A 25,775-nucleotide genomic window follows, 5' to 3' on the forward strand; every position below is an offset into this window, starting at 1 on the left:
TGAAAATCGGAGTACCCTCGACGGGTGACCGATGCGCAGCCGCCTGCCCCCGACGAGGCGCCCTCCGCCTCTGAGGAGCTGCCTCGGGCCGGATTCCTGTACTACTTCGTGCGGTGGGGCATCGCACCGCTGGCCCGGCTGATCTACCGTCCGCACATCGAAGGCCGGCAGAACATCCCCCGCACGGGACCGGTGATCCTCGCGAGCAACCACCTGTCGTTCATCGACTCGTTCGTGATTCCCACGTTCGCACCGCGCCCGGTCTACTACCTCGCGAAGTCGTCGTACTTCGACGGCACCGGTGTCATCGGGTGGCTCAGCCGGCAGTTCTTCACCGCGCTGGGGGCCACGCCCGTGCAGCGCGGCGCCGGCCAGGCGGCGATGGACGCGCTCGAACAGCAGAAGCGCCTGCTGGAGTCCGATCGTGCGATCGCGCTCTACCCCGAAGGCACCCGGTCGCTCGACGGCCGGCTGTACAAGGGCCGCACGGGCGTCGCCTTCCTCGCGCTGCAGACCGGCGCGAAGGTGGTGCCGGTCGGACTCGCCGGCACGAATGAGGCCATGCCGGTGGGTGCGAAGTGGCCGAAGATGCGCCCGCGGGTCACGATCCGGTTCGGTGAGCCACTCGACCTCTCGCATCACGGGACGGCGTCGTCGGGCAAGGCCCGGCGCCTGGCGACCGACGAGATCATGTCCGCGATCCACGCCCTGTCGGGGCAGGAGCTCGCGAACGCCTACAACGAGGCGCCGGCGCAGAACCCGGTCGAACGCATCCGGCAGGCCCTCCCGCACGAGCGCCGCTGACGCGCCGGCGCTACGGCGTCGGGCCCGCGACGGTGACTGTCGGCTCGTGACGCACGGGGAAGTTCACCGAGTTCGCGATGAAGCACCAGGCATTGGCCTGTGCGTGCGCCGCGATCGCGGCATCCATCATCTCCGCGGTCTCGACCTCGACCCGCGGCCGCAGCGTGACCTCGGTGAACGCGCCGCCGCCGCGCCCGTCCAGGGCCATGGTGCCGGTGGCCTCGTCGGTGTACGAGACGACGACCACACCCGCGGTCACGCAGGCGTGCAGGTAGGAGAGCAGGTGGCATTCGCTCAGCGCGGCCAGCAGCAGGTCTTCCGGGTTCCACCGGGTCGGGTCGCCGCGGAAGGGCTTGTCGGCGGATGCCGCGAGGTCGGGCTTGCCGTCGATCGAGATCGTCACGGCACGGTCGTAGTCCCGGTATCCGCTCGTGCCGGTGCCCCGGTTGCCGGTCCAGGTGGTCCTCAGCCCGTAGTGGTGCTCGCCGATCATGGCGTCAGTCTCGCATGCGGGGTGGATAGGCTGGGAGCGTGGCGCAGACACTCTCAGTCTCAGATGCAGTCGAGCTGGCCGTCGTCGAGCGCAGCGGATTCATCGAGTCCCGGCATGCCGGTGCCGCCATCGTCCTCGACCCCGAGGGCACGCCCGTGCTCACCCTCGGCGGGGTGGATCAGCCGATCCTCCCCCGGTCGAGCCTCAAGCCGCTGCAGGCCCTCGCGTGCGTGACCGCCGGGGCCGCGCTCGAGGACGAACGGCTCGTGCTGGCGACCGGCAGTCACTCCGGGACCGACCGGCACGTCGCGATCGTCCGGGACATCCTCGACGCGGCCGGTGTCGAGGAGTCGGCGCTGGGCTGTCCGCCGGCCTGGCCGGGCGATTCGGCCACGCGCGACGAGCTCATCCGCGAGCTCGGGCAGCCCGACCGCCTGCGCATGAACTGCTCGGGCAAGCACGCCGCCATGCTGCTGGCCTGCCGGGCGAGCGGGTGGGACACCGACGGCTACCTCGATCCGAGCCACCCCCTGCAACTGCACATCCGCGAGGTCGTCGAGCGGCTGACCGGAGCCAAGACGCTCGCCACGGCCGTCGACGGCTGCGGCGCGCCGGTGTACGCCATGCCGCTGTCGGCGCTGGCGCGCGCGATCCATCGCATCGGCACGTCGTCCGAGCGTTCGCCTTTCGCGCTGCACCGCAGCGCCGGACTGCTCGTGCAGGCCGTGCGCGCCCATCCATGGGCGATCGACGGTCCGGGCCGGGCCGACACGATCGCGATCGAGTCGCTCGGCGTCTTCGCCAAGGGCGGGGCCGAGGGCGTCATGGTGATGGTCGCGCCCGACGGCACGACCGTGGCGCTGAAGATCCTCGACGGCAGCGGGCGCGCCGCCACCGTCATCGCTCTCACCCTGCTCGTGCGCATCGGTGCCCTCGCGGCCGCCGACGTCGCGCAGACGCTCACCAGGCTTCCGCTGACCATATCCGGCGGCGGACAGGACGTCGGCTCCATCAGGCCGACCGTGTAGCGGCTCCCACAAGGAGCACGGGAAGGAAGAACGATGAGGATCTGCGTTCCCACCGAGGTGAAGAACAGCGAGTACCGGGTGGCACTGACGCCGGCCGGCGTGCACGACCTCGCCTCGGCCGGGCATGAGGTGTTCGTACAGCGCGGGGCGGGCCTGGGGTCATCCATGCCGGACGCCGAGTACGAAGACGCCGGTGCCACTCTGCTCGATGATGCCGCCGAGCTCTGGGCACGGGCCGAACTGCTGCTGAAGGTCAAGGAACCCGTCGAGAGCGAGTACGGGTACCTCCGCGAGGACCTGACGCTGTTCGCCTACCTGCATCTGGCGGCCGACCGCCCGCTCACGCAGCGACTGGTCGATGCGCGCGTCACGGCCATCGCGTACGAGACGGTGCAGGGTGCGAGCGGCGGGCTGCCGCTGCTGGCGCCGATGAGCGAGGTCGCCGGGCGCCTGGCCCCGACCGTCGGCGCGGCCACGCTGCTGCGCTCGGCGGGTGGTCGCGGACTGCTCATGTCGGGTGTTCCGGGCACCAGACCGGCGACGGTCACGGTGATCGGCGGGGGCGTCGCCGGTGCCAACGCCGCCGTCATCGCCGCGGGACTCGGCGCCGACGTCACGATCTTCGACACCAACATCGCGCGCCTGCGGCTGCTGGACGATCACTTCCGGAGCCGGGTGAAGACGGCGGCGTCGAACCCGCTCGACCTGGACGCGCAGGTGGTGGCGAGCGACATGGTGATCGGCTCGGTGCTGATCCCCGGGGCGAAGGCGCCGAAGCTCGTCACCAACGAGATGGTCAGCCGCATGCGCCCCGGATCGGTGCTCGTCGACATCGCCGTCGACCAGGGCGGATGCTTCGAGGACAGCCGGCCCACCACCCACGCCGACCCGACCTTCACGGTGCACGACACAGTGTTCTACTGTGTGGCCAACATGCCCGGTGCGGTGCCGAACACGTCCACCTCGGCACTGACGAACGCGACGATGCCCTACATCCGGCGCATCGCGGCGCTGGGCTGGCGCGAGGCGCTGCGCACCGATGCGGGACTGGCCGCGGGGCTCAACGCCGCCGGCGGCGCGGTCGTCAACGAGGGCGTCGCGAACGCCCACGACCTCCCCCCGACGCCCGTGGCCGACGCGCTGCGCTGACCGACGCGTTGAACTGACACCCGTCAGCGACGCGCCGCCGCGGAAGCGGTCAGCGACGCCCCGCGGCGGCCCGGGTCTCCGGAGCGGGGCCGGGCAGCAGCACACGCCTGACGGCCTCGTCGCGGTCGGCGCGGTGCAGCCACGCGCGTCCCGCCCCGGCGAGCGCGAACGGCGGGAGGTCGCGGCTTCCCGTCACCGACCGGTACTCGGCGGCGCACGCGGCGTCGACGAGCAGGTCGGCATCGGTGCGCGCAAGTGCCAGCATCCGCCACTGCGCGAGCCACGCGTCCGGCGGTCCCCACACGACGGCGCCGGGCGGCAGCTTCCGCGTGCCGGCGGCCGCAACCTCGTCGAGTGCGTGGGTGGGCACTCCGGCATCCATCCACTCGCGCAGCACGGCGCGCGTCGCGGCGCCGCCCGGCGTGACGAACGCGGTCGCGCGCCGACCCGGGTAGTGGCACGCCGCGGCCTGGCCCCGGGCGTGCCTGAGATCGTCGATGGATGCCGCGGGCGCATCGCCCGGGTCGGCGACCTGCAGCAACGTCCGGCCCCATCGGCCGCGCCCAGGAGGAGCGTCAGGAACGTGGTCGCGACTGTCGCCGCCGGCAGCGACATGGTCGGCGCGCGAGGGCAGAGCCAGCAGCAGACGTCGCGGCAGCAGGTCGGCGATGCGCGCGACGGGGCCACCCAGGCGCTGGGTGGAGAGCACGAGCAGGATGCCGCGGGCGCGCGCCTCGCGGGCGCTGCGCTCGAGGCGCTCCGCCGCCTGGATGGCGTAGTCGCCCGGCAGTCTGGTAAGGAGTGCGTCGACGTCGTCGACGAGCACGACCGTGCCCCGCTCGGCAGCGGTGATCTCGCCGATGGCGTCCCACGCCTGCTCGGGTGAGCCGCCCACCCAGTGCTGACGCGCCGCCTGGGCTGCGATGGCGCGCAGCACCGTGGTGCGGCCCGCGCCGGCCTGGCCGACCACCACGAGGCCGGGCTCCCCCGGATCGAGCACGACGGTCGGCTGCCGCTGGTGCTCGGGTTCGTCGGCCACGCCGAGCACGATCGCCTCCGGACGGCGCAACGGCTGGAGCGGGATCTTCTCGGGCAGGGCGGGCAGCCAGGGCCGGCGTGCCTTGCCGGCGCCCGCGTGCCGGACGGCGAGCGCGGCGATCGTGCCGGGTTCGCAACGGGCGACCCGTACGGTGCGAGCCGCGCTGTCGGCCGCCCTGCGGACCAGCGCGGTGCCCACCGCATCGGCTGCGCCCGACAGCAGCGCCGCCTCGTCTGTGCCCAGCACGGCGCGGGAGTCGCCGGCGTCGGCGACGCGAAGGCTGATCCGCAGCGGCGCATTGGCGAGCACGGCGTCGCGGAAGACGCCGGCGGCGCGCTGCGACGCGAGGACGAGGTGCATGCCCAGCGCCCTTCCCCGTGCGGCGATGTCGCCGAACAGCTCGTGCAGTGCGGGGTGCGCGGCAACCAGCGCGGCATACTCGTCCACGACGATCACCAGACGCGGCAGCGCACCATCGGCCTCGGCGACGTCGCGCGCATCGGCATCGGCGAGCACACGCTCGCGGTGGCGGATCTCGGCGCGCAGACTCTCGACGGCCCGCAGTGCCGCAGTCTCATCGAGGTCGGTGAGCACCCCGGTCACGTGCGGCAGCGGTTCGAGTGCATCGAAGGTGCGCCCCCCTTTGAAATCCACCAGCAGGAAGCACACGTCGGACGGCGTGTGCGCAGCGCACAGGGCCACGATCCAGCTGGTGAGCAGTTCGCTCTTACCCGAACCGGTGACGCCGATGACGATCGCGTGCGGGCCGTCGGCGACGAGGTCGAGAACTGCCGGCCGGTCGGCCGTCGTCCCGATCGGCGCGGCGAGACTCGACGGATGCGGCCGGGGCGCCGCGTCGAGAAGGGCCGTGAGGGTCGTGGGGGCATCGGCCGCGCCGGCGAGGGTCGCGGCGCGGTCACGCAGCGCCTCGGCCACCGCCGCCGCCTGCCCGGCCGACACCGCTTCGACGCGCACGTCCCGCGAGGTGCCGTCGTGGTCGAGGCGTGCCGTGTCCGCTCCCGTGAGGGTGAGCACGGCCGCGCAGCGAGGAGGCGGCGGGGCGCCGGGGGCGACTCGCACGAGCGGGATGTCGATGTCGTTCGGCAGCCGGCGCCCCGCGTCGCCGGCGTACAGCGTGCGTCCGCCGTGCGCGTGCGGCAGACCCGGCGGGCAGAGGGTGCCCTCATCGAGCACCCGCACCGTGCCGGGAGGCTGCGCGAGACACACCTGGAGCGCGAGCGCGCGCACGACGGCCGCGGCGGGCGTGGGCGGGCCGACGACGGCGACTCCCGCGTGCAACGGCACGGTCACCGGGGCGTCGTCGAGCCGCTGGGCGCGCCGGCGCAGGTCGCGGGCGCGCGCGGTGTCGTCGCCACCCGAGACGCGCACGGCACTGGCATCCAGCCCTCGCCCGATGACGAGCGCGTCGCCGCGCCCGGGGACGGCCCGCCAGACGTCGTCGCCGGTGCGGGCGTAACCGGCGACGTCCGGGTAGCGCACCCACCGCGCATGCCGCTCACGATCGTGTCGCCGTCGCAGCGATGCGTCGGCACGGTCGAAGGCGGCGTCGGCCTCGCGTGCCGCTGCTCGCCGCTGCTTGCGCCTGCCGCGCAGCCCGTCGAGCACGGACGCGGCCGCCATCAGCGGGCCGAGTGCCGCGAACCACAGGGCGAACATCGAGCCGGTCACGCGCCACAGCACGACCGCGCCCACGACCGGCACGATCGCCGCCATCAGCGGCAGCGGAGGCCGGGAGACGGGCGCGGGCGGCGTCGGCAGACGCAGCGGCTCGTCAGCACCCGGCGGCTCGGCCGAGTGCAGGGGTCCGTGGGTGCCCGTCAGGTCATCGCCTTCGAGATGTTCGTCGGTGGCCGGTCGGCCAGGGTCTGCAGTGCGCACGTCCGACAGTCAAGCTCGACTGCGCCCCGTCACGGCGCGACCTCGACCGGTCGGTGGAGGGATCGGCTCAGTCCGCCTCTGGGGAGGAGGCGACGCGTTCCACGTTCAGCACGATGATCGTGACGTTGTCGCGACCGCCGTTCTCGAGGGCGGCCTCGAGCATGGCGGAGATCGCCTCGGCGGGGTCGTCGTGAGCGAGCAGGAAGTGCAGGATGCCGTAGTCGGTGAGTTCTTTGGTCAGCCCGTCGCTGCAGATGACGAAGCGGTCGCCATCGACCACTTCGAGGCGGACGTAGTCGGGGACGACATCGTCGCTCGGTCCGACGGCACGCGTGATGACGTTGCCGTAGGGGTGGTTCTCGGCCTCTTCGGGGCTGAGCCGGCCCGACGAGATCAGCTCCTGGACGACCGAGTGATCGGTCGTGACCTGGGCGAGGCTGTCGTCTCGGAACAGGTACACCCGCGAGTCGCCGATGTTCAGCGTCACCCAGGTGGGCTCGTCGCCGGTGAGGTCGAGGTACACGCCGGTCACCGTGGTGCCGGTGCCGTCGTCGGTGGCTCCCGGGTGGGCCGAGATGTCGGCGACCGCACGCGAGAGGGCCTTCTCGATGGTCTTCGGGGTGACCGCGCCCTTCTCCGCGACTGCGGAGAGCCGCTCGATGGTGCTCGAGCTGGCGATCTCGCCGCCGATGTGGCCGCCCATGCCGTCGGCGACCACGAACAGCGGATAATGCGCGAGCATCGCGTCCTGGTTCACGTCACGGCGCCGACCGCGATCGGTCACCTCCGCCCAGCGCAACTCGAACGTACCGTCCGAGGTCGGGACAGTCCGTGACTGGGTCGTGGGCTCGGGCACGCTCCACCCTTCCCTGGTCGACGACACCGCGCCTTCACACTCTAGTGGACGCCGTTCGCTGTGCTCGGTTGTCACGCGGCCGGGTCGGGAACGAGGGGGAACAGCGCATCGACGGCGTCGAGGTCGTCGGACGTCGGCATCCAGGCGGATGCCGCTGCCGCATTCGCCTGCACCTGGGCCGGCGTGGTGGCGCCGGCGATGACGCTGGTCAGCTCCGGGCGCGACAGCAGCCAGCCGATCGTGGCCTGCAGCATCGTGATGCCGCGCTCGTCGCAGAACGCCTGGAACTGTTCGAGCGCGTCCCACGGCGCATCCTCGTGCAGCTGCGGCCGCTGCCGCATGATGCGGCTGTCGGCGGGGCCGCCCGACCGGGTGAACTTCCCGGTGAGGAGCCCGTTGTGCAGGGGGAAGTACGGCAGGAACCCGAGTCCGAACCGCTCCACGGCCGGCAGCACGTCCCGCTCGGCGCCGCGGCGCAGCAGGCTGTAGTGGTTCTGCGCCGATACGAACGCGGTGGACCGGCGGTCGCGGGCGGTGAAGTCCGCCTCGGCGATCTGCCATCCGGTGAAGTTCGAGTGGCCGATGTAGCGCACCTTGCCCTCGCGGACGAGATCGTCGAGCACATCGAGCGTCTCGTCGATGGGCGTGCCCGGATCGGGCGTGTGCAGCTGGTACAGGTCGATCCAGTCCGTCTGCAGACGGGCCAGTGACGCCTCCACGGCGCGTCGCACGTAGCTGCGCGATCCGCGCGAGCCGGCGATGATTCCCGCACCGAACTGGCTGTGCCCGAACTTGGTCGCAAGGACCACCTGGTCGCGTCGCCCGCGGAGCGCCTCGCCCATGAGCGTCTCGGACAGCCCGGGCTCCCTGCCGTAGATGTCTGCCGTGTCGAGGAATGTGACACCGGCATCCAGTGCCGCATCGATGACCGCCGTGGTGCCTTCGAGAGTCTCGGTGACGCTGCCGGCCCGGCCGAAGTTGTTGCAGCCGAGGCCGACGGCCGGCACGAGCAGGCCTGACGGGCCCAAGCGGCGCTGAGGAATGTCCATGTACTCCACGCTACTGGCCCGGCGCCACCGGGAGCGCCGGATCCTGGTCCTCGTCGGCCGGAGCCTCGAACTGCGCGTTGTACAGGCGCCAGTAGGCGCCTCGGGCAGCCAGCAGCTCGTCGTGCGCGCCCTGCTCGACGATCGCGCCGTTCTCCATCACCAGGATCAGGTCGGCGTCGCGGATCGTCGACAGCCGGTGGGCGATGACGAACGCGGTGCGGTCTTCGCGGAGCCTCGACATGGCGCGCTGGATGAGCAGCTCGGTGCGCGTGTCGACCGAGCTGGTCGCCTCGTCGAGGATCAGCAGGCGCGGATCGGCCAGGAACGCGCGTGCGATGGTGACCAGCTGCCGTTCGCCGACGCTGAGGTTGGTGGCCTCGTCGTCGAGCTCCGTGTCGTACCCGTCGGGCAGCGCGTGAACGAACCGGTCGACGTACGCCGCGGTGGCCGCCGCGACGATCTCCTCCTCGGTCGCGTCGGGACAACCGTAGGCGATGTTCTCGCGGATCGTGCCGGCGAACAGCCAGGTGTCCTGCAGCACCATCCCGGTGCGCGAACGCAGGTCCTGCCGGGTCATCCGGCGGGTGTCGAGCCCGCCGAGGGCGATCGTGCCCTCGTCGACGTCGTAGAACCGCATGATGAGGTTGACGAGCGTCGTCTTACCCGCTCCCGTAGGCCCCACGATGGCCACGGTGCTCCCCTGCCGCGCCTCGAGCGAGAGATCGTCGATGAGGGGCGTGTCGGGCGTGTACCGGAACGAGACACCGTCGAACGACAGGTGTCCCTCGATCTCGGAAACCGTCTCGGACGGCTCGGGATCGGGCGTCTGCTCGTCCTCGTCGAGCAGCTCGAACACGCGCTCGGCGCTGGCGATGCCCGACTGCAGCAGGTTCGCCATCGAGCCGAGCTGACTGAGCGGCTGCGTGAACTGCCGCGAGTACTGGATGAAGGCCTGCACATCGCCGATCGACATGAGTCCGCCCGCGACCTGCAGGCCGCCGACGACCGCGATCGCGACGTAGACGAGGTTCCCGATGAACATCATCGCGGGCATGATGATGCCCGAGAGGAACTGGGCGCCGAAGCTCGCGCGGTACACCTCGTCGTTCTCGGTGCGGAAGTCGGCCTCGGCCTCGGCCTGGTGGCCGAACACCTTCACGACCGCGTGTCCGGAGAACGTCTCCTCGACGCGGGCGTTGAGGACGCCGGTGGCCTTCCACTGCGCGACGAACAGCTTCTGCGAGCGCTTGGCGATGACCACGGTGATCACGAGGGTGAGCGGAATGGTGACCAGTGCGATCACGGCCAGCAGCGGCGAGATGACGAACATCATGATGAGCACGCCGATCACCGTCAGCAGTGAGATCACCACTTGAGAGAGCGTCTGCTGCATCGTCTGGCCGATGTTGTCGACGTCGTTGGTGACGCGGCTCAGCAGCTCGCCACGCTGCACCTTGTCGAAATACGACAGCGGCAGCCGGTGGATCTTCTCCTCCACCCGCATGCGCAGCCGGTGCATCGCGCGCTGCACGATCCCGTTGAGGATGAGTCCCTGCAACCAGCCGAAGATGCTGCCCAGCACATAGATGACGATGACGGCGAGGATGATCCCACCCAGGTGACCGAAGTCGACACCCGCCCCGGGCGTGAACTCCATGGCGGCGAGCATGTCGGCCTGCTGCTGGTTGCCCGAGGCGATGAGCTGGTCGATGACCTGCTGCTGGGTGGCGCCCTCGGGCATCTGCAGCGAGATGAAACCGGCGAACACCACGTTGGTGGCCTCGCCGAGGATCTTGGGACCCATCACCGTCAGCGCCACCGAGAGCACCCCGAGCAAGAGCACCATGATCAGCTGCGGGACGTCCGTGCGCAGCTCGCCGAGCAGTCGTTTGGCGCTCGGGCCGAAGTTCTGCGCCTTCTGACCGGGGGCCATCACACGGGGGCCGGGACCGGGACCGCTCATGCCGCCTCCTCCGCTGCGAGCTGTGATTCGACGATCTCGCGGTAGGTCTCGCTCGTTTCCAGCAGTTCGTCGTGCGTGCCGCGGCCTACCATCCGCCCGTGGTCGAGCACGATGATCTGGTCGGCGCCCTGGACCGTCGACACGCGCTGCGCCACGACGATGCGCGTCGCCTCGGGAAGGTGCGTGTCCAGCGCGCGCCGCAGCGCGGCATCCGTCCGCAGGTCGAGGGCGGAGAACGAGTCGTCGAAGATGTACAGCTCGGGTCGCTTCACGAGGGCCCGCGCGATGGCGAGCCGCTGCCGCTGGCCGCCCGACACGTTGGTGCCGCCCTGGGCGATCGGCGCGTCGAGCCCCTCGGGCAGCGCCTCGACGAAGTCCCTCGCCTGGGCGAGCTCGAGCGCGCGCCACAGGTCCTCGTCGCTCGCGTCGGTGTCCCCGTAGCGAAGATTGGATGCGACCGTTCCCGCGAACAGGAACGCGCGTTGCGGCACGAGGCCGATCCGCTGCCAGAGGTCGTCCGGATCGAGGCGGCGAACGTCCTCGCCGTCGATACGCACCGCTCCCGCGGTGACGTCGAACAGCCGCGCGATGAGGCCGACGAGAGTCGTCTTGCCGGATCCGGTGGAGCCGATGACCGCCGTCGTGGTTCCTGGCTCGACCGTGAAGGTGAGGTCGTGCAGCACGGCCTCCTCGGCACCGGGGTAGGTGAATGCGACCGCGTCGAACTCGACCCGCCCACGGCCGGCGGGGGCGCTCACGGGGTCGGCCGGCGCCTCGACCGACGGGTCGGTGTCGAGCACTTCGCCGATGCGGTTCGCGCAGACGGCCGCGCGCGGGATCATGACGAACATGAAGGTCGCCATCATCACGCCCATGAGGATCTGCATGAGGTAGTTGAGGAACGCGAACAGGGTGCCGATCTCGACGCCGTTGTTCTGCACCTGGAACGCCCCGAACCAGATGACGGCGACGCTGGAGACGTTCATGACGAGCATGACGGCCGGGAACATGAGCGCCATCAGGTTGCCGGCGCGCAGGGCGGTGTCCATGACGTCGGTGCTGGCACGTTCGAACCGCGCGTGCTCCTGGTCTTCGCGGACGAAGGCGCGCACCACGCGGATGCCGGTGAGCTGCTCGCGGATGACCTGGTTGACGCGGTCGATGCGCGCCTGCATCTGCGTGAATGCCGGCACCATGCGCACCACGATCAACCCGACGATGATGAGCAGGACGGGGATGGCCACGACCATCAGCCAGGCGAGCCCCGCATCCTGCCGGATCGCCATGATCACACCGCCGATGGCGAGCATCGGCGCCGACACCATGACGGTCGCCGACATCTGCACGAGCATCTGCACCTGCTGGACGTCGTTCGTGTTGCGCGTGATCAGCGACGGCGCGCCGAACTGACCGACCTCGCGCTGCGAGAACGCGACGACGCGGTGGAACAGGGCGCCGCGCAGGTCACGGCCCATCGCCATGGCGAGTCGCGAACCGAAGTATACGGCGACGATCGCGCACACGACCTGCACCAGGCTCACTGCGAGCATCACGCCACCGGTGCGCCAGATGTAGTCGATGTCGCCGACGACGACACCCTTGTCGATGATGTCCGCGTTGAGCGTCGGCAGCTGCAGCGAGGCGATCGACTGCGCCAGCTGGAACACGACGACGGCCAGCAGCAGCGGCCACGCGGGGCGCAGATAGCGCACCAGGAGTCTGCCGAGCACGAGCTTCCCTTTCCTGCGCGCGGGCAGAAGACGCACCACACGCGAGGATCGACGCTACGCCCGTGCGCCGGGCATCCTCAAGTCCGGCCGTGCGCTGTCAGCGAACCGGCCGCGGTCACGCCTTCGGCGGCTCGTCGGTGGGAGGCTCGGCTGCCGGGGGCTCCGCTGCCGGTGGCGGGGTGGATGCCGGGGGCTCCGCTGCCGGTGACGGGGTGGATGCCGGGGGCTCCGCCGCCGTCGGCGGGGTGGGTGCCGGGGGCTGATATCCGGGAGGCGGCTGGTACCCGGCGGGCGGGGCCTGATAACCCCCGGGGGGCTGGTATCCCGGAGGCGGCTGGTAACCCGCGGGGGGCTGGTAGCCGGCAGGCGGGTAGCCGGGCGCCGCGGGGTATCCCGGCGGAGGCGGCTGGTGCCCGGCGACGGCCTGCACCGGGACGCCGTCCCAGACCGTCCGGTCGGCGAAGAACGAGTTGGCCCCCCACGGCACCGGCGCGACCGCGGTGTTCCACCGGGACGAGTCGAACGCGAGGATGCCGAGCCACACCGGGAACAGCAACACGGCCAAGACCACCCAGGCGGGCTCCTTCTGCAGCTTCAGGCCCACGCGCCAGGCCGCGACGGCCAGCACGGCATACGGGATCAAGGTCACCGCCGGCCCGATGACGGGCAGCCAGTTCAGCACGACAGAGGCACCGATGCCGATCAGGACGAGCCAGGGGCTGAGATCCCCCAGCTTGGAGAACACCATCAAGTTGTAGACGGGAACCCAGGCGCGCCATTTCCCCTGCACGCCGGCCTTCTCGAAGACCTTCATCAGGAAGAGCGCCGTGATGACGTACAGGGCCGCGCCGAGCAGGAGCCCGAAGCCGAACAGCAGGAAAGCACCGGCAGCGAAGCCGTAGTCGTAGTACCCGGACATGTCGTCCCTCCCCGTGGCGGCGCCGTGGCGGTCACCGATCCTCGGACGCAGCCGGGGACGCAGCCATCGTAGCGACCCGGCCGGACCGAGCAACAGAGCACGACTCGGGTGCTCGCCTCTCCCTGCCCGTGCGATCGAGTCGCTAGCCTGGCGTGAACCGGAGTGAGACGGTGACCGGAATGAGAGGGACACCCATGAGTGACGCCGACAACCAGACTCCCCCACCGCCGAACCGCTCGGCCGCCGAGGCGGCCCGGGCTGCGCCGGTCGATCCGGACGACACCGGCGTCCCGGCACTGGGTGACGACCTGGCCCAGACCGGTCGCGGATTCCTGTCCGCGCTGTTCGACGTCTCGTTCCGCACATTCATCACGAGGCGACTGGCCGGCGCGTTCTACGTGGTCGGCCTGATCATCATCGCCATCGCGTTCATCTACAACTTCGTCGGCGGTCTGATCAACGGCATCAGCGCCCTGACGTGGAACCCGGGCGCCGGCATCGCCCTCATCCTGTCGACGGTGATCATCGTGCCGCTCGTGGCGTTCCTCGCCGTCGTCGTGCTCAGGTTCGTCATCGAGGGTGTCGTGGCGCTCATCGCGATCGCCGAGAACACCGAGCGCACCGCGGAGAACACGCGCGGACGCTGATCGGGTCAGACGACCAGCTCGAGCTCACCGGCCACACCGGGACGCAGCGTCCAGCCCGCCTCTGCCGACCACTGCAGCAGAGACGCGAGGCTGCCGGCTCGCGGACCGGCCAGAGCCAATGCGCGCACGAACTCGCCCTTCGCGTGCTTGTTGAAGTGGTTGAGTGCGCGGGCGGTGCCGTCGGGCCCTTCGGTGACGACGCGCACATACGCGCTCGACGTCGTCTCGGGTACCGGGCCCAGTGCCGTGTAGGCCTCAGAGCGAAGATCGAGCACGAACCGCGCCGCGGTCGCTTCCAGTGCCGCCGTGACCGGACCGGCCCACAGCCGGCGAAGCGGTGGCAGGTCCGGCAACGATGTCCCGGCTGCCAGACGATATGAGGGGATGCCGTCGAGCGCCCCCACCGGGCCGAACGGCGCCGAGTGGATGAGCACGTGAGCGCCGAGCCAGCGGCGCGCCGCGGCGGGGAGGGTCGCCGCATCGAGCGCATCGAACAGGACGCCGGTATAGCGGTCGACCGCGGGCAGGGTCGGCGCCGTGCGCAGTGCGGCATTGTGCGCGATCTCTCCGCGTTGCCGCTCCGACAGCTTCAGCACGCGCGCCGCGCGCTCGGCATCGCGACTGAGGTCGACCAGGGCCTCGGCGACCGCCGCGCGTTGCGGCGCCAGTTCAGGCAGCGCAAGGCGCTCGACCGCGAGCGGCGCGCCGGTGCCGCCGGCGCGCTTGGTCTCGGAAGGGGGCAGGAGTATCAGCATGGGAGACGACGAAGAACGCCGCCCGGATCGATCCGGGCGGCGTTCTGCCGCATATCAGGAGGTGAGTGTCGCGTGACCGGCGACGATGGTGAGTTCGTCGCCCTCCATCGACAGGAAGCCGGAGTGGGCGTTCGCGATCACCTTGGCGCCATCGGCCTGCGTGATGCGGACCTGACCCTCGGCAAGGATCGCGAGGACGGGCTCATGACCGGTCATGAAGCCGATCTCGCCCTCGACGGTCTTGGCGACGACGAGGCTCGCCTCACCGCTCCAGACCTCCTCCTCAGCGGAGACGAGGGTGACCGTCAGCGCCATGTCAGCCGTTCTCCTTCTGGATCTGCGCCCAGCGCTCTTCGACATCGCCGATGCCGCCGACGTTGAAGAACGCCTGCTCGGCGACGTGGTCGAAGTCGCCCTTGACGATCGCGTCGAACGACTCGATCGTCTCCTTGATCGGGACCGTGGAGCCTTCGACACCGGTGAACTTCTTCGCCATGTAGGTGTTCTGCGACAGGAACTGCTGGATGCGGCGCGCGCGCGACACGACGACCTTGTCCTCTTCGGACAGCTCGTCGACACCGAGGATCGCGATGATCTCCTGCAGTTCCTTGTTCTTCTGCAGGATCTGCTTCACGGCGGTGGCGACGCGGTAGTGGTCATCGCCGATGTAGCGCGGGTCGAGGATGCGGCTGGTCGAGGACAGCGGGTCCACGGCCGGGTACAGACCCTTCGACGCGATCTCACGCGAGAGCTCGGTCGTCGCGTCGAGGTGCGCGAACGTCGTCGCCGGGGCGGGGTCGGTGTAGTCGTCGGCGGGCACGTAGATCGCCTGCAGCGAGGTGATCGAGTGACCGCGCGTCGAGGTGATGCGCTCCTGGAGCACACCCATCTCGTCGGCCAGGTTCGGCTGGTAGCCCACCGCGGAGGGCATGCGGCCCAGCAGCGTCGAGACCTCAGAGCCGGCCTGCGTGAAGCGGAAGATGTTGTCGATGAACAGCAGCACGTCCTGCTTCTGCACATCGCGGAAGTACTCCGCCATGGTCAGCGCCGACAGCGCGACGCGAAGTCGCGTTCCCGGCGGCTCGTCCATCTGGCCGAAGACGAGGGCGGTCTTGTCGAAGACGCCCGCCTCCTCCATCTCGTGGATGAGGTCGTTGCCCTCACGGGTGCGCTCACCGACACCGGCGAACACCGACACACCACCGTGATCCTGCGCGACGCGCTGGATCATCTCCTGGATGAGGACGGTCTTGCCGACTCCGGCGCCGCCGAACAGGCCGATCTTCCCACCCAGCACGTACGGGGTGAGCAGGTCGATGACCTTGATGCCGGTCTCGAACATCTGGGTCTTCGACTCGAGCTGGTCGAAGTTCGGCGCCGGGCGGTGGATGCCCCAGCGCTCGGTGACCTCGATCGTCTCGCCCGGCTCAGCGTTGAGGACGTCACCGGTCACGTTGAACACACGACCCTTGGTGACGTCGCCGACGGGAACAGTGATCGGACCACCGGTGTCGCGCACCTCCTGGCCGCGGACCATGCCGTCCGTCGGCTTCAGGGAGATGGCACGGACGAGGTCGTCACCCAGGTGCTGGGCGACCTCGAGCGTGATCTCGGTGGATTCTTCGCCGATCGTGATCGTCGTCTTGAGCGCGTTGTAGATGTCGGGGATCGAGTCGTGCGGGAACTCGATGTCGACGACCGGGCCGGTGACGCGCGCGACGCGACCGACGACCGTGGTTTCGGCCTTCTCGGCTGTGGCGGTGGCAGTCATTCTCTGTCTCTTTCGGTGTGGTCTTACTTGCCCGACGCCAGAGCGTCGGCGCCGCCGACGATCTCGGCGATCTGCTGCGTGATCTCGGCCTGACGCGCGTTGTTGCGCAGCCGTGTGTAGTCGGTGATGAGCTTGTCGGCGTTGTCGCTGGCGGACTTCATGGCCTTCTGCGTAGCCGCGTGCTTGGCCGCCGACGACTGCAGGAGCGCGTTGAAAACGCGGCTCTGCACGTACACCGGCAAGAGCGCGTCCAGCACGGTCTCGGGGCTGGGCTCGAACTCGTACAGCGGATACACCTGGTTCGACGCGGCCTCGGCCTCATCGGCCTCGACGACCTCGAGCGGAAGCAGGCGCACCGTCTCGGGCGACTGCGTCATCATGCTGACGAAGCGGTTGTACACGAGGTGGATCTCGTCGACGCCGCCCTGGTCTTCACCCGTGCGGTCGTAGGCGTCCAGCAGGGCGCCCGCGATCTGCTCAGCGGTGTTGAAGTGCGGGGTGTCGGTGTCGCCGACCCACTCACCGGCCGCCGTGATGCGGCGGAACTGGAAGAATCCCACCGCCTTGCGGCCGACGAGGTAGTATGCGACATCCTTGCCCTGCGAGCGCAGGAGCTCACCCAGCTGCAGACCCTCGCGGAGGATCTGCGAGTTGAACGCCCCCGCCAATCCGCGGTCGGAGGCGAAGATCACCACGGCCGAGCGCCGGATGACCTCACGCTCCTGCGTGAGCGGGTGGTTGATGTTCGAGTGCGTCGCGACGGCCGAGACGGCCCGCGTCACGGCACGCGCGAAGGGCGACGACGCGCGAACGCGTCCCATCGCCTTCTGGATGCGCGAAGCCGCGATGAGTTCCATCGCCTTCGTGATCTTCTTGGTCGTCTGAGCAGAAGAGATCTTCTGCTTGTAGACCCGGAGCTGTGCGCCCATGGATTCGTCTCCTCAGTCGCTCAGCCGCGACGGCCCTTGACGATCTTCTCCTGGTTCACGTCTTCTTCGTGAGCTGCGGCGACCTCTTCGTGACCCGGCTTGTTGATGGCCTGGCCCTTGCCGCCCTGGAACTCCAGGATGAAGTCGTCGGTGACCTTCGCGAGCTCGCCCGCGATGTCGTCGTCGAGGACGTTCGACTCACGCAGACGATCGAGGATCGTCGTGTTCCGCTTCAGGTAGTCGAGCAGGTCGCGCTCGAAGCGCAGCACGTCCTCGACCTCGATCGTGTCGAGCTTGCCGTTGGTGCCGGCCCAGATCGAGACGACCTGCTCCTCCACCGGGTACGGCGAGTACTGCGGCTGCTTGAGCAGCTCTGTCAGGCGGGCACCGCGCGCCAGCTGACGACGCGAGGCCGCGTCGAGGTCCGACGCGAACATGGCGAACGCCTCGAGCGAGCGGTACTGGGCAAGCTCCAGCTTGAGCGTGCCGGAGACCTTCTTGATCGACTTGACCTGGGCGTCACCGCCGACGCGCGAGACCGAGATGCCGACGTCCACCGCGGGACGCTGGTTGGCGTTGAACAGGTCGGACTGGAGGAAGATCTGGCCGTCGGTGATCGAGATCACGTTGGTGGGGATGTAGGCCGACACGTCGTTGGCCTTCGTCTCGATGATCGGGAGACCGGTCATCGAACCCGCGCCCAGTTCGTCCGACAGCTTCGCGCAGCGCTCGAGCAGACGCGAGTGCAGGTAGAAGACGTCACCCGGGTACGCCTCGCGGCCCGGCGGGCGGCGCAGCAGCAGCGAGACGGCGCGGTAGGCCTCGGCCTGCTTGGACAGGTCGTCGAAGATGATGAGGACGTGCTTGCCGCCGTACATCCAGTGCTGGCCAATGGCCGAGCCGGTGTAGGGGGCGAGGTACTTGAACCCGGCGGGGTCGGATGCCGGGGCCGCGACGATCGTCGTGTACTCCATGGCACCGGCGTCCTCGAGCGCGCCCTTCACCGAAGCGATGGTCGAGCCCTTCTGGCCGATGGCGACGTAGATGCAGCGGACCTGCTTGTTGACGTCGCCCGACGCCCAGTTGTCCTTCTGGTTGATGATCGTGTCGATCGCCAGTGCGGTCTTGCCGGTCTGGCGGTCGCCGATGATGAGCTGACGCTGGCCGCGGCCGACGGGGATCATGGCGTCGATCGCCTTGACGCCGGTCTGCATCGGCTCGTGCACGCTCTTGCGCTGCATGACACCCGGTGCCTGCAGCTCGAGCGCGCGGCGGCCCTCGTTCGCGATCTCGCCGAGACCGTCGATGGGGTTGCCGAGCGGGTCGACGACGCGGCCGAGGAAGCCGTCGCCGACGGCGACCGACAGCACCTCACCGGTGCGGGTGACCTTCTGGCCGGCGACGATGCCGGAGAAGTCGCCCAGGACGACCACGCCGATCTCGTTCTCGTCGAGGTTCTGCGCGAGGCCCTCGACGCCGTTGTCGAAGCGGACGAGCTCGTTCGCCATGACGCCGGGCAGTCCCTCGACGTGGGCGATGCCGTCTCCGGCGTCGACGACGGTTCCGACCTCGGTCGCGGCGGCGGCCGTCGGCTCGTACGCGGCGACGAAGTCTTTCAGCGCGTCACGAATGACGTCGGGACTGATGGACAGTTCTGCCATGGTCTTCCTTCTATGTCTGTCGGAGGGCGCCTGCCCTGCCGTGTCCGCTCCCGTTGGAGCGGTGAGTTCTAGCCGGCCAGCCGCTGACGCAGGTCGCCGAGGCGGGATGAAACGGTGGCGTCGATCACGTCGTCGCCGATCTCGACGCGCACGCCGCCGACGACCGTCGGGTCGACGACGATGCTGAGCGCGACGTCGGTGCCGTAGCGCTGGCCGAGCGAGGCGCGCAGACGCGAGATCTGCGCGTCGCTGAGCGCGCGGGCGGCGTGCACGGTGGCGACCGTGCGACCGCGCTGGTCTGCGACGATCCGCAGGGCACGACCGAGCAGGGTGCGCACACGACGTCCACGCGAGTGCTGCACGAGCGATGAGACGATCAGAGTGGTCGGCTCGCTCGCGCGGCCGGCCAGGATCGACTCGATGAGAACGCCCTTGGCCTTCGCATCGCCGAGGCGGCTGCCGAGCGCGAGTTCGAGCTCGGCACTGCCGGCCACGGCACGCGACACCTCGAACAGCTCGGCATCGATATCGGTCGTCGGCGCGGCGACGGCGGCAGCGCGGATCGCGACTTCCTCGACTGCGCTGATCAGGTCGTCGGTCGACGACCACCGCTGCACCGCGATGGTGCTCAGCAGGGACTGCGTGACCGGCGCGAAGCCGCCGAAGACGTCGGTGACGACCTTCGTGCGTGCTTCTGCCGACGCGACGGCCGCAGACAGCGCGCCGCTCAGCTGCGGCGTCTCGCCCAGGGCGCCGGCCGCAGCGAACAGTTCGCGGGCGACGTCGAGATCGACGCCGTTCGCGTCGTTCAGCGCCGCGGTGGTCGCCGCGAGCGCCTGAGTGGTCGCGCTGCCCATTACTTCGTCGCTCCCTCGGAAGCTTCGAGGTCGGCCAGGAAACGGTCGACGACAGCCTGTGCCTTCGCATCGTCGGAGAGTGTCTCGCCGATGACGCCGCCGGCCAGGTCGAGCGCGAGCGTGCCGACCTCGCTGCGCAGCGAGACGAGAGCGGTCTGGCGCTCGGCCTCGATCTGCGTGTGTGCGGCGGAGGTCAGACGTGCTGCCTCACTCGACGCGGTCTCCTTGGCCTCGGAGACGATCTTCTTGCCGTCCTCGCGGGCGGCATCACGGATCTCGCCGGCCTCCTTGCGCGCCTCGGCGAGCTGCGAGGTGTACTCCTCGAGCGCGGCCTCGGCCTTGCGCTGGGCTTCGTCGGCCTTCGCGATGTTGCCCTCGATGGCGGCGGCGCGCGCGTCGAGGAGATCCTTCATCTTCGGAAGGGCGACCTTCCAGAAGACGAAGAGGATGACGACGAAGCACACGGCCGACCAGATGATGTCGTACCACGCGGGGATGAGCGGGTTGTGCTCCGCCTCCGCCTCCGCGGCGTACGCGACAAGAGCGTTCAGCATCCTGTCTCCTTAAGTCTGGTGTGCGGGATCAGAAGCCGAAGATGAAGGCGGTCGCGATGCCGATGAAGGCGAGCGCCTCGGTGAAGGCGATACCGATCCACATCAGGACCTGCAGGCGACCGGCCAGCTCGGGCTGACGGGCGACGCCCTCGATCGTCTTTCCGACGACGATGCCCACACCGATGGCGGGGCCGATGGCGGCGAGGCCGTAGCCGAGAGTCGCGAGCGACCCGGTGACATCGACGTTCACAGCGGCCAGAACCGTAGTTGCGTCCACGGGGGTGTTTCCTTTCGATTGGGTGGGAGGGCGGATGCCCGCCCGCTCAGTGCTCTTCTGCTACCGCGAGCTGGATGTAGACCGCGGTGAGGATGGTGAAGACGTATGCCTGGAGGACGGCCACCAGGATCTCGAAGACCGTGAAGGCGAGGCCGAAGGCGAGCGAGCCCGCCGCCAGCACCGACCACCAGCCGCCGAGGTCCAGGAGGAAGAAGTGCGTGGCCGCGAAGAACAGGACCAGCATGAGGTGTCCGACCATCATGTTCATGAGGAGTCGGAGGGTCAGCGTGACGGGGCGCACCAGGAAGGTCGAGATGAACTCGAGCGGGGTCACGATGATGTAGAGGAACGGCGGCACACCGGCGGGGAACAGCGAGTTCTTGAAGAAGCCCTTGGGGCTCTTCTTGATGCCGGCGTAGATGAACGTCACGTAGCTGACGGCGGCCAGCAGCAGCGGCACCGCGATGATGCTCGTGCCGGCGATGTTCATGAACGGGATGATGCCCGTCAGGTTCATGAACAGGATCATGAACATCATCGTCGTGAGGATCGGCAGGAAGCGCTGGCCGTCCTTCTTGCCCAGCAGGTCTTCGGCGATGTTCACGCGGACGAAGTCCAGCCCCATCTCGACGACGCTCTGGAAGCGGCCCGGGACGACGGTCATGCGACGCGTGCCCAGCCAGAAGATCAGGACGACCGCGATCGTCGCGATGAACTGGATGATGTGGATCCGGTTGATGACCAGATCGCCGATCTGGAAAATCGCTTCCGGGAAGAATTCATCGATCGACGGGCCGTGGAACTCAGGCCCGCTCTCGGCGGTCTTGGCGATCAGGGTCGCAGCTTCAGTAAACAGCACTGGCTCCAGCTTCGGGGCATCGGTGTAACCCGAGGCAACGATGGTCGGTGAGCGTCGATGCGCAATCGCTCAGCGGGGAGGCGAGCGGGCGCAGAAAACAGCCTATCAGGACTCGCGACCGCTCCCGACCTCCGGGGCGGCGTCACTGCCCGGATCCTCCGCGTCGTCCTGTTCGGTCAGGTCGGCGGCGGTGGGCAGCGTCACATCGCTCACGTGCGGAATGCGCATGCGGGTCATGACGATGACGTCGATGACGAGGGATGCCACGACGCTGACGACCAGCGCGATGAAGAACACCGTGGGGTTCAGCCACTCCTGCCCGCGCAGGAGCATGAGCGCCACGATGAACAGCACGAACTTCAGCAGCCACCCGCCCATGACCGCCCCGAAGAAGATGGGCACGTACAGCGGGTCGCCGTACCAGCGGTTGGCGACGAGGATCGTGATGCCGGTCAGTGCCAGGAACACCGCGGCCAGCACGACGGCGACCAGCGCGCTCCACAGTCCTTCCATGCCGGCGACGGCATAGCCGACGACAGCGCCGATCACGGCGAGCAATGCCGTCGCCGCCGCGGACCACAGCAGAGTCGTCCGCAGGATGCGGTTGCTGGAGAGGCTCTGGCTGGTCATGAGGCATGTTCCTGTTCGGTGGGGGCGGACGTCCGAGCCGCGAGCGCAGCCCGCGAAGGAGTGAGGGTGACGACGAGACACGCGACCACGCCGATCGCGAGGTACACGACACCGGGCCAGTACAGGCCCGGCCAGTCCGCCGTCGTGCCGATGTACATGATGAGGACCGAGAGGCTGACGATCGTCGCCCACGCGTAGAAGATGAGGACCGCATCACGGTCGGAGTGACCCATGTCGAGCATGCGGTGGTGCAGGTGCTTGCGGTCGGGGCTGAACGGGGACTTTCCCCGCGACATCCGGCGGACGACCGCCATCCCGAAGTCCAGCAGCGGCAGCAGCACCACGACGAGGGGCAGCAGGATCGGGATGAACGCGCCCAGCAGCTGCGAGCGGCCGAACACGTCGTTGTCGCCCAGCGCGCCCGGGTCCAGCTGCCCGGTCAGCGTGATCGCCGAAGTGGCCATGAGCAGCCCCAGCATGAGCGCACCGGAGTCTCCCATGAACAGTCGCGCAGGGTTCCAGTTCATCGGCAGGAAGCCGATGCAGACCCCGACCAGCACGATGGCGATGAACGATGCGCGGTTCGAGTAGCTGTCGATGCCCGCGTCACGGGCGACCAGATAGGTGTAGACGAAGAAGACGGCGTTGGTGATCAGGCAGACGCCCGCGACGAGCCCATCGAGTCCGTCGATGAAGTTGACCGCGTTCATGACGATCACGATCGCGAACACCGAGAGCGTGAAGCTCTGCCAGCTCGACAGCAGCAGCTGGCCGCCGAAGGGGATCGCGAAGATCTGAATGCCCCCGAAACCCACGACGATGCCGGCCACCAGGAACTGCGCCCCCAGCTTGATCAGCCAGTCCAGGTCCCACAGGTCGTCGGCGACCCCGATCAGCACGATCAGCAGCGCAGCGGCGTAGATGGACCACATCACCTGCGGGTCCTGCCAGATGATGGCGAAATACGGCACCTGCGACGATAGGGCGAACATCCCGCTGAATCCGAGGAACATCGCGACCCCGCCCAGGCGCGGCGTCGGGTTCTTGTGCACATCCCGTTCCCGGATGCCGGGGTAGAGCTTGTAGCGCATGCTCACGCGCCACACGATCCAGGTCAGGACGAATGTCAGCGCGCCGGTGAGGATGACGGTGAAGATGTAGTGCTTCACGCGTCGTCACCGGGCTCGTCCGGCTCCGCTTCGAGCAGATCCCCGAGGACCCCCCGCAGCGCCGCACGATCGACCGCTCCTTCGCGAAGCACCCGCACCGGTCGCTCGGTGTCGCCGACCAGACCGGTCGCGTCGATGATGGTGGACGCCACACCCGTGCTGGCGGGTCCCCCGTCGAGGTACACGGACACACGGTCCCGGAGCATGTCGAGCGCTTCGTGGACGGCCACGGCAGCGGGCTTGCCCGTCAGGTTGGCGCTGGACACGGCGAGCGGCCCGCACTCCTCGAGCAGTTCGAGGGCGATGCGCTCGGCCGGCATCCGCACCGCGACGGTGCCGGCGGTGTCGCCGAGATCCCACGACAGCGACGGCTGCGCGGGCAGCACGATCGTGAGCCCACCCGGCCAGAACTCCTCGACCAGCCGCTCCACCGCTTCAGGAACCTCGGCCACCAGGGCGCGCATCGTCGTGATGCCGGCCACGAGAACCGGAGGCGGCGACTGTCGCCCGCGTCCCTTCGCCTCCAGCAGCCGAGTCACCGCGCTCGCGTTGAACGCGTCGGCGGCGATGCCGTACACCGTGTCGGTCGGCACGACGACCAGCTCGCCGCGGCCGATCGCCTGGCGGGCGGCCCGCATGGCGGGGAGCAGCTGCTCGCTGTCGCGGCAATCGAAGACGGGAGACATATCCGCAACATTCTACGGTCGGGGCGCTGGGAGACCGCGAGCGTCAGGGGCGGAGGACCGTCGTCGCGCGGTCGCGCGTGGTCAGGTCGGGGTGCGTCGCGGCGGCACGCCAGCCGTCGGCGGTCAGGAGCGCACGGATCGGCGCGCCCTGCCACTCGCCGTGCTCGAGGATCAGCGTCCCGCCGGGATGCAGCAGCCGCAGCGCGACGCCCGACAGCGTCCGGACGACGTCGAGCCCGTCCGCGCCGCCGTACAGGGCAGCCGGCGGGTCCCAGTGCCGTACCTCGGGATCGCGTGGGATCGCGTCGTCGGGCACGTACGGCGGGTTGGAGACCACGACCGAGACGGTGCCGTCGAGTTCTGTGAACGCGTGGGCGAGGTCGATGAAGGCGAGGCGCGCGTTGCCGGCGTCCACTTCGGCGAAGTTCTCCTTCGCCCAGACGAACGCGTCCACCGAGTTCTCGGCCGCGTGGATCTGCGCGTGCGGCACCTCGGTGGCCATCGCGAGCGCGATCGCGCCCGAACCGGTTCCGAGATCGACGCCGATCGGCGCCGGCGAAGGCGTGGCGCGCAGAGCGTCGACGGCGAGCTGGGCGACCATCTCGGTCTCAGGGCGCGGCACGAACACGCCGGGACCGACGCGCAGCTCGAGATGGCGGAACGCCGCACGGCCCGTGATGTGCTGCAGCGGCTCGCGCGATGCGCGACGCGCGATCAGTGTCTGGAGGCTTTCGGCAACGGCATCCATCACCACGTCGCCGCGCATCGCGGCGGCAGCCAGCTCGCCGCGACCGACGCCCAGGACGTGCGCGGCCAGCAGCTCGGCGTCGGCGTCGGGAGAGGGCACGCCGGCGGCGGCGAGCGTCGCGGCGGCGGTGCGGATGAGATCGGTCAACGGCAGCGCGGCCGGATCTGCGGTGGAGGTCATGGGCGCGCACCAGCATAGTCGTGACGATTCGTCATATTGGCCGTGACGACACCGCATCCCCGTACGCTGGGGCGGACACCTCCGCACCGCCCGAGCGGACCCGACACGTACGAAAGGCACGCCATGCCCGGCATCCACTCCGACATCACGAGCGCATTCGGCAACACCCCGCTCGTTCGCCTCAACCGACTCTCCGAAGGCCTCGCGGGCACCGTGATCGCCAAGCTGGAGTACTTCAACCCCGGCTCCAGCGTGAAGGACCGCATCGGTGTGGCGATCGTCGACGCCGCCGAGGCAGCGGGTGCGCTGAGCGCCGGCGGCACCATCGTCGAGGGCACGAGCGGCAACACCGGCATCGCCCTGGCCCTGGTCGGCGCGGCGCGCGGCTACAAGGTCATTCTGACGATGCCGTCGTCGATGTCGGTCGAGCGCCGCCAGCTACTGAAGCGCTTCGGTGCCGAGATCGTCCTCACCGACCCGGCCGGCGGCATGAAGGCCGCCGTCGCCAAGGCGCAGGAGATCGTCGCCGAGACTCCCGGCGCGATCCTGGCCAGCCAGTTCGAGAACGCCGCCAACCCGGCCATCCACCGGTCCACAACCGCCGAGGAGATCTGGCGCGACACCGACGGCGCCGTCGACGTCTTCATCGCCGGTATCGGCACGGGCGGCACCATCACCGGTGTCGGCCAGGTGCTCAAGGAGCGCAAGCCCGACGTCAAGGTCATCGCCGTCGAGCCGACGGCGTCGCCCCTGCTGTCGCAGGGCACGCCCGGGCCGGCGAAGATCCAGGGCATCGGCCCGAACTTCGTCCCCCCGATCCTCGACACGAGCGTGTACGACGAGGTCGTCACCGTCGAGTTCGACGACGCGATCGCCACCGCGCGCGACCTCGCCGCGCGGGAGGGCATCCTCGCCGGCATCTCCGCCGGTGCGGCCGTGTGGGCGGCGCTGCAGGTGGCTGCGCGCTCCGAGAGCGAGGGCAAGAACATCGTCGTGATCGTGCCGGACACCGGCGAGCGCTACCTGTCGACCGCGCTGTTCGAGGACCTGCGCGAGGACTGATTCTGCACGCGATACCGGGCGGCGCTGCTTCGGCGGCCCGCCCGGTACGCTGTCTCCGAGG

General features: G+C 69.5%; 25 protein-coding genes. 5 read left to right on the top strand and 20 right to left on the bottom strand.

Annotated elements, in window-relative coordinates; translation table 11 throughout:
- The first annotated feature begins 24 nt into the window (after nt 1-24).
- On the top strand, nt 25-804 hold the full coding sequence (locus BKA10_RS07195) for a 1-acyl-sn-glycerol-3-phosphate acyltransferase (protein ID WP_183499266.1): 780 nt from the start codon (nt 25-27) through the stop codon (nt 802-804).
- 10 nt (nt 805-814) lie between these two features.
- Here BKA10_RS07195 and BKA10_RS07200 read toward each other — a convergent pair whose 3' ends face one another.
- Nucleotides 815-1,297 (bottom strand): OsmC family protein, encoded by a 483-nt coding sequence (locus BKA10_RS07200; RefSeq protein ID WP_183499267.1) that lies wholly within the window; start codon nt 1,295-1,297, stop codon nt 815-817.
- 38 nt (nt 1,298-1,335) lie between these two features.
- Here BKA10_RS07200 and BKA10_RS07205 point away from each other — a divergent pair, with 38 nt between their 5' ends.
- Together BKA10_RS07205 and ald are read left to right on the top strand one after the other, a co-directional pair.
- Nucleotides 1,336-2,325: an asparaginase gene (locus tag BKA10_RS07205; protein ID WP_183499268.1), complete on the top strand. Its 990-nt coding sequence runs from the start codon at nt 1,336-1,338 to the stop codon at nt 2,323-2,325.
- A 33-nt stretch (nt 2,326-2,358) separates the two neighbouring features.
- On the top strand, nt 2,359-3,474 hold the full coding sequence (gene ald, locus BKA10_RS07210; protein WP_183499269.1) for an alanine dehydrogenase: 1,116 nt from the start codon (nt 2,359-2,361) through the stop codon (nt 3,472-3,474).
- A 49-nt stretch (nt 3,475-3,523) separates the two neighbouring features.
- Here the strand turns inward: ald and BKA10_RS07215 are convergent, their stop codons facing one another.
- The 6 genes from BKA10_RS07215 to BKA10_RS07240 form a co-directional block, all read right to left on the bottom strand.
- Nucleotides 3,524-6,412 carry an FtsK/SpoIIIE domain-containing protein gene (locus BKA10_RS07215; RefSeq protein ID WP_248198890.1) on the bottom strand — a complete coding sequence of 963 codons (2,889 nt, stop codon included), beginning with the start codon at nt 6,410-6,412 and terminating at the stop codon, nt 3,524-3,526.
- 67 nt (nt 6,413-6,479) lie between these two features.
- A complete protein-coding gene (locus BKA10_RS07220; protein WP_183499270.1) occupies nt 6,480-7,268 on the bottom strand; it encodes a protein phosphatase 2C domain-containing protein in 789 nt (262 codons plus the stop codon).
- Nucleotides 7,269-7,339: 71 nt separating this feature from the next.
- Nucleotides 7,340-8,317 carry an aldo/keto reductase gene (locus tag BKA10_RS07225; RefSeq protein ID WP_183499271.1) on the bottom strand — a complete coding sequence of 326 codons (978 nt, stop codon included), beginning with the start codon at nt 8,315-8,317 and terminating at the stop codon, nt 7,340-7,342.
- 10 nt (nt 8,318-8,327) lie between these two features.
- On the bottom strand, nt 8,328-10,280 hold the full coding sequence (locus tag BKA10_RS07230) for an ABC transporter ATP-binding protein (protein ID WP_183499272.1): 1,953 nt from the start codon (nt 10,278-10,280) through the stop codon (nt 8,328-8,330).
- Nucleotides 10,277-12,010 (bottom strand): ABC transporter transmembrane domain-containing protein, encoded by a 1,734-nt coding sequence (locus BKA10_RS07235; protein WP_183499273.1) that lies wholly within the window; start codon nt 12,008-12,010, stop codon nt 10,277-10,279. The genes BKA10_RS07230 and BKA10_RS07235 overlap by 4 nt, the downstream gene beginning before the upstream one ends.
- Nucleotides 12,011-12,125: 115 nt before the next feature.
- Nucleotides 12,126-12,929 carry a DUF5684 domain-containing protein gene (locus BKA10_RS07240; RefSeq protein WP_183499274.1) on the bottom strand — a complete coding sequence of 268 codons (804 nt, stop codon included), beginning with the start codon at nt 12,927-12,929 and terminating at the stop codon, nt 12,126-12,128.
- Nucleotides 12,930-13,123: 194 nt separating this feature from the next.
- Between BKA10_RS07240 and BKA10_RS07245 the strand changes: the two genes are divergently transcribed.
- A complete protein-coding gene (locus BKA10_RS07245; RefSeq protein ID WP_183499275.1) occupies nt 13,124-13,576 on the top strand; it encodes a DUF4282 domain-containing protein in 453 nt (150 codons plus the stop codon).
- Nucleotides 13,577-13,581: 5 nt separating this feature from the next.
- On the opposite strand, the gene BKA10_RS07250 is transcribed toward BKA10_RS07245, so the two are convergent.
- The 13 genes from BKA10_RS07250 to prmC all read right to left on the bottom strand — a co-directional run bounded on the left by BKA10_RS07250 (nt 13,582) and on the right by prmC (nt 24,652).
- Nucleotides 13,582-14,331 carry a YaaA family protein gene (locus tag BKA10_RS07250; protein WP_183499276.1) on the bottom strand — a complete coding sequence of 250 codons (750 nt, stop codon included), beginning with the start codon at nt 14,329-14,331 and terminating at the stop codon, nt 13,582-13,584.
- 54 nt (nt 14,332-14,385) lie between these two features.
- Nucleotides 14,386-14,646, bottom strand: coding sequence for a F0F1 ATP synthase subunit epsilon (locus tag BKA10_RS07255; RefSeq protein WP_183499277.1), 261 nt, complete (start codon nt 14,644-14,646; stop codon nt 14,386-14,388).
- A gap of 1 nt (nt 14,647) precedes the next feature.
- On the bottom strand, nt 14,648-16,102 hold the full coding sequence (gene atpD, locus BKA10_RS07260; protein WP_183499278.1) for a F0F1 ATP synthase subunit beta: 1,455 nt from the start codon (nt 16,100-16,102) through the stop codon (nt 14,648-14,650).
- A 23-nt stretch (nt 16,103-16,125) separates the two neighbouring features.
- Nucleotides 16,126-17,031 (bottom strand): F0F1 ATP synthase subunit gamma, encoded by a 906-nt coding sequence (locus BKA10_RS07265; protein WP_183499279.1) that lies wholly within the window; start codon nt 17,029-17,031, stop codon nt 16,126-16,128.
- A gap of 20 nt (nt 17,032-17,051) precedes the next feature.
- Nucleotides 17,052-18,692 carry a F0F1 ATP synthase subunit alpha gene (gene atpA, locus BKA10_RS07270; RefSeq protein ID WP_183499280.1) on the bottom strand — a complete coding sequence of 547 codons (1,641 nt, stop codon included), beginning with the start codon at nt 18,690-18,692 and terminating at the stop codon, nt 17,052-17,054.
- Between the two features lie 68 nt (nt 18,693-18,760).
- On the bottom strand, nt 18,761-19,549 hold the full coding sequence (locus BKA10_RS07275) for a F0F1 ATP synthase subunit delta (RefSeq protein ID WP_183499281.1): 789 nt from the start codon (nt 19,547-19,549) through the stop codon (nt 18,761-18,763).
- Nucleotides 19,549-20,103, bottom strand: coding sequence for a F0F1 ATP synthase subunit B (locus BKA10_RS07280; RefSeq protein ID WP_183499282.1), 555 nt, complete (start codon nt 20,101-20,103; stop codon nt 19,549-19,551). The genes BKA10_RS07275 and BKA10_RS07280 overlap by 1 nt, the downstream gene beginning before the upstream one ends.
- A 28-nt stretch (nt 20,104-20,131) precedes the next feature.
- Nucleotides 20,132-20,380: an ATP synthase F0 subunit C gene (gene atpE / locus BKA10_RS07285; protein WP_308221553.1), complete on the bottom strand. Its 249-nt coding sequence runs from the start codon at nt 20,378-20,380 to the stop codon at nt 20,132-20,134.
- Nucleotides 20,381-20,426: 46 nt separating this feature from the next.
- Nucleotides 20,427-21,239, bottom strand: a complete 813-nt coding sequence (gene atpB, locus BKA10_RS07290) for a F0F1 ATP synthase subunit A (RefSeq protein WP_248198887.1) — start codon at nt 21,237-21,239, stop codon at nt 20,427-20,429.
- Between the two features lie 105 nt (nt 21,240-21,344).
- The gene (locus tag BKA10_RS07295; RefSeq protein ID WP_241739899.1) at nt 21,345-21,869 is read right to left on the bottom strand and encodes a Cg1360 family ATP-synthase-associated protein; all 525 of its coding nucleotides are present in this window, start codon (nt 21,867-21,869) and stop codon (nt 21,345-21,347) included.
- Nucleotides 21,866-23,038 carry an MraY family glycosyltransferase gene (locus BKA10_RS07300; protein WP_183499283.1) on the bottom strand — a complete coding sequence of 391 codons (1,173 nt, stop codon included), beginning with the start codon at nt 23,036-23,038 and terminating at the stop codon, nt 21,866-21,868. Before BKA10_RS07300 ends, BKA10_RS07295 begins: the two co-directional genes overlap by 4 nt.
- Nucleotides 23,035-23,724: an L-threonylcarbamoyladenylate synthase gene (locus tag BKA10_RS07305; RefSeq protein WP_183499284.1), complete on the bottom strand. Its 690-nt coding sequence runs from the start codon at nt 23,722-23,724 to the stop codon at nt 23,035-23,037. The genes BKA10_RS07300 and BKA10_RS07305 overlap by 4 nt, the downstream gene beginning before the upstream one ends.
- Before the next feature lie 43 nt (nt 23,725-23,767).
- Complete coding sequence (gene prmC / locus BKA10_RS07310) at nt 23,768-24,652, bottom strand: peptide chain release factor N(5)-glutamine methyltransferase (RefSeq protein WP_183499285.1); 885 nt, start codon at nt 24,650-24,652, stop codon at nt 23,768-23,770.
- Between the two features lie 123 nt (nt 24,653-24,775).
- Here prmC and cysK point away from each other — a divergent pair, with 123 nt between their 5' ends.
- On the top strand, nt 24,776-25,714 hold the full coding sequence (gene cysK, locus BKA10_RS07315) for a cysteine synthase A (RefSeq protein WP_183499286.1): 939 nt from the start codon (nt 24,776-24,778) through the stop codon (nt 25,712-25,714).
- Nucleotides 25,715-25,775 lie beyond the last annotated feature (61 nt).

The sequence above is a fragment of the Microbacterium invictum genome (genome assembly GCF_014197265.1).
Lineage (GTDB): Bacteria > Actinomycetota > Actinomycetes > Actinomycetales > Microbacteriaceae > Microbacterium > Microbacterium invictum.

Bases quoted from the DNA above. Each gene is read 5' to 3' on its own strand.
- BKA10_RS07200 (WP_183499267.1), bottom strand. From the start codon at position 1,297: ATGATCGGCGAGCACCACTACGGGCTGAGGACCACCTGGACCGGCAAC.
- ald (WP_183499269.1), top strand. From the start codon at position 2,359: ATGAGGATCTGCGTTCCCACCGAGGTGAAGAACAGCGAGTACCGGGTG.
- BKA10_RS07225 (WP_183499271.1), bottom strand. From the start codon at position 8,317: ATGGACATTCCTCAGCGCCGCTTGGGCCCGTCAGGCCTGCTCGTGCCG.
- BKA10_RS07230 (WP_183499272.1), bottom strand. From the start codon at position 10,280: ATGAGCGGTCCCGGTCCCGGCCCCCGTGTGATGGCCCCCGGTCAGAAG.
- BKA10_RS07240 (WP_183499274.1), bottom strand. From the start codon at position 12,929: ATGTCCGGGTACTACGACTACGGCTTCGCTGCCGGTGCTTTCCTGCTG.
- BKA10_RS07245 (WP_183499275.1), top strand. From the start codon at position 13,124: ATGAGTGACGCCGACAACCAGACTCCCCCACCGCCGAACCGCTCGGCC.
- BKA10_RS07250 (WP_183499276.1), bottom strand. From the start codon at position 14,331: ATGCTGATACTCCTGCCCCCTTCCGAGACCAAGCGCGCCGGCGGCACC.
- BKA10_RS07255 (WP_183499277.1), bottom strand. From the start codon at position 14,646: ATGGCGCTGACGGTCACCCTCGTCTCCGCTGAGGAGGAGGTCTGGAGC.
- atpD (WP_183499278.1), bottom strand. From the start codon at position 16,102: ATGACTGCCACCGCCACAGCCGAGAAGGCCGAAACCACGGTCGTCGGT.
- BKA10_RS07265 (WP_183499279.1), bottom strand. From the start codon at position 17,031: ATGGGCGCACAGCTCCGGGTCTACAAGCAGAAGATCTCTTCTGCTCAG.
- atpA (WP_183499280.1), bottom strand. From the start codon at position 18,692: ATGGCAGAACTGTCCATCAGTCCCGACGTCATTCGTGACGCGCTGAAA.
- BKA10_RS07275 (WP_183499281.1), bottom strand. From the start codon at position 19,549: ATGGGCAGCGCGACCACTCAGGCGCTCGCGGCGACCACCGCGGCGCTG.
- BKA10_RS07280 (WP_183499282.1), bottom strand. From the start codon at position 20,103: ATGCTGAACGCTCTTGTCGCGTACGCCGCGGAGGCGGAGGCGGAGCAC.
- BKA10_RS07295 (WP_241739899.1), bottom strand. From the start codon at position 21,869: ATGACCAGCCAGAGCCTCTCCAGCAACCGCATCCTGCGGACGACTCTG.
- BKA10_RS07305 (WP_183499284.1), bottom strand. From the start codon at position 23,724: ATGTCTCCCGTCTTCGATTGCCGCGACAGCGAGCAGCTGCTCCCCGCC.
- prmC (WP_183499285.1), bottom strand. From the start codon at position 24,652: ATGACCTCCACCGCAGATCCGGCCGCGCTGCCGTTGACCGATCTCATC.
- cysK (WP_183499286.1), top strand. From the start codon at position 24,776: ATGCCCGGCATCCACTCCGACATCACGAGCGCATTCGGCAACACCCCG.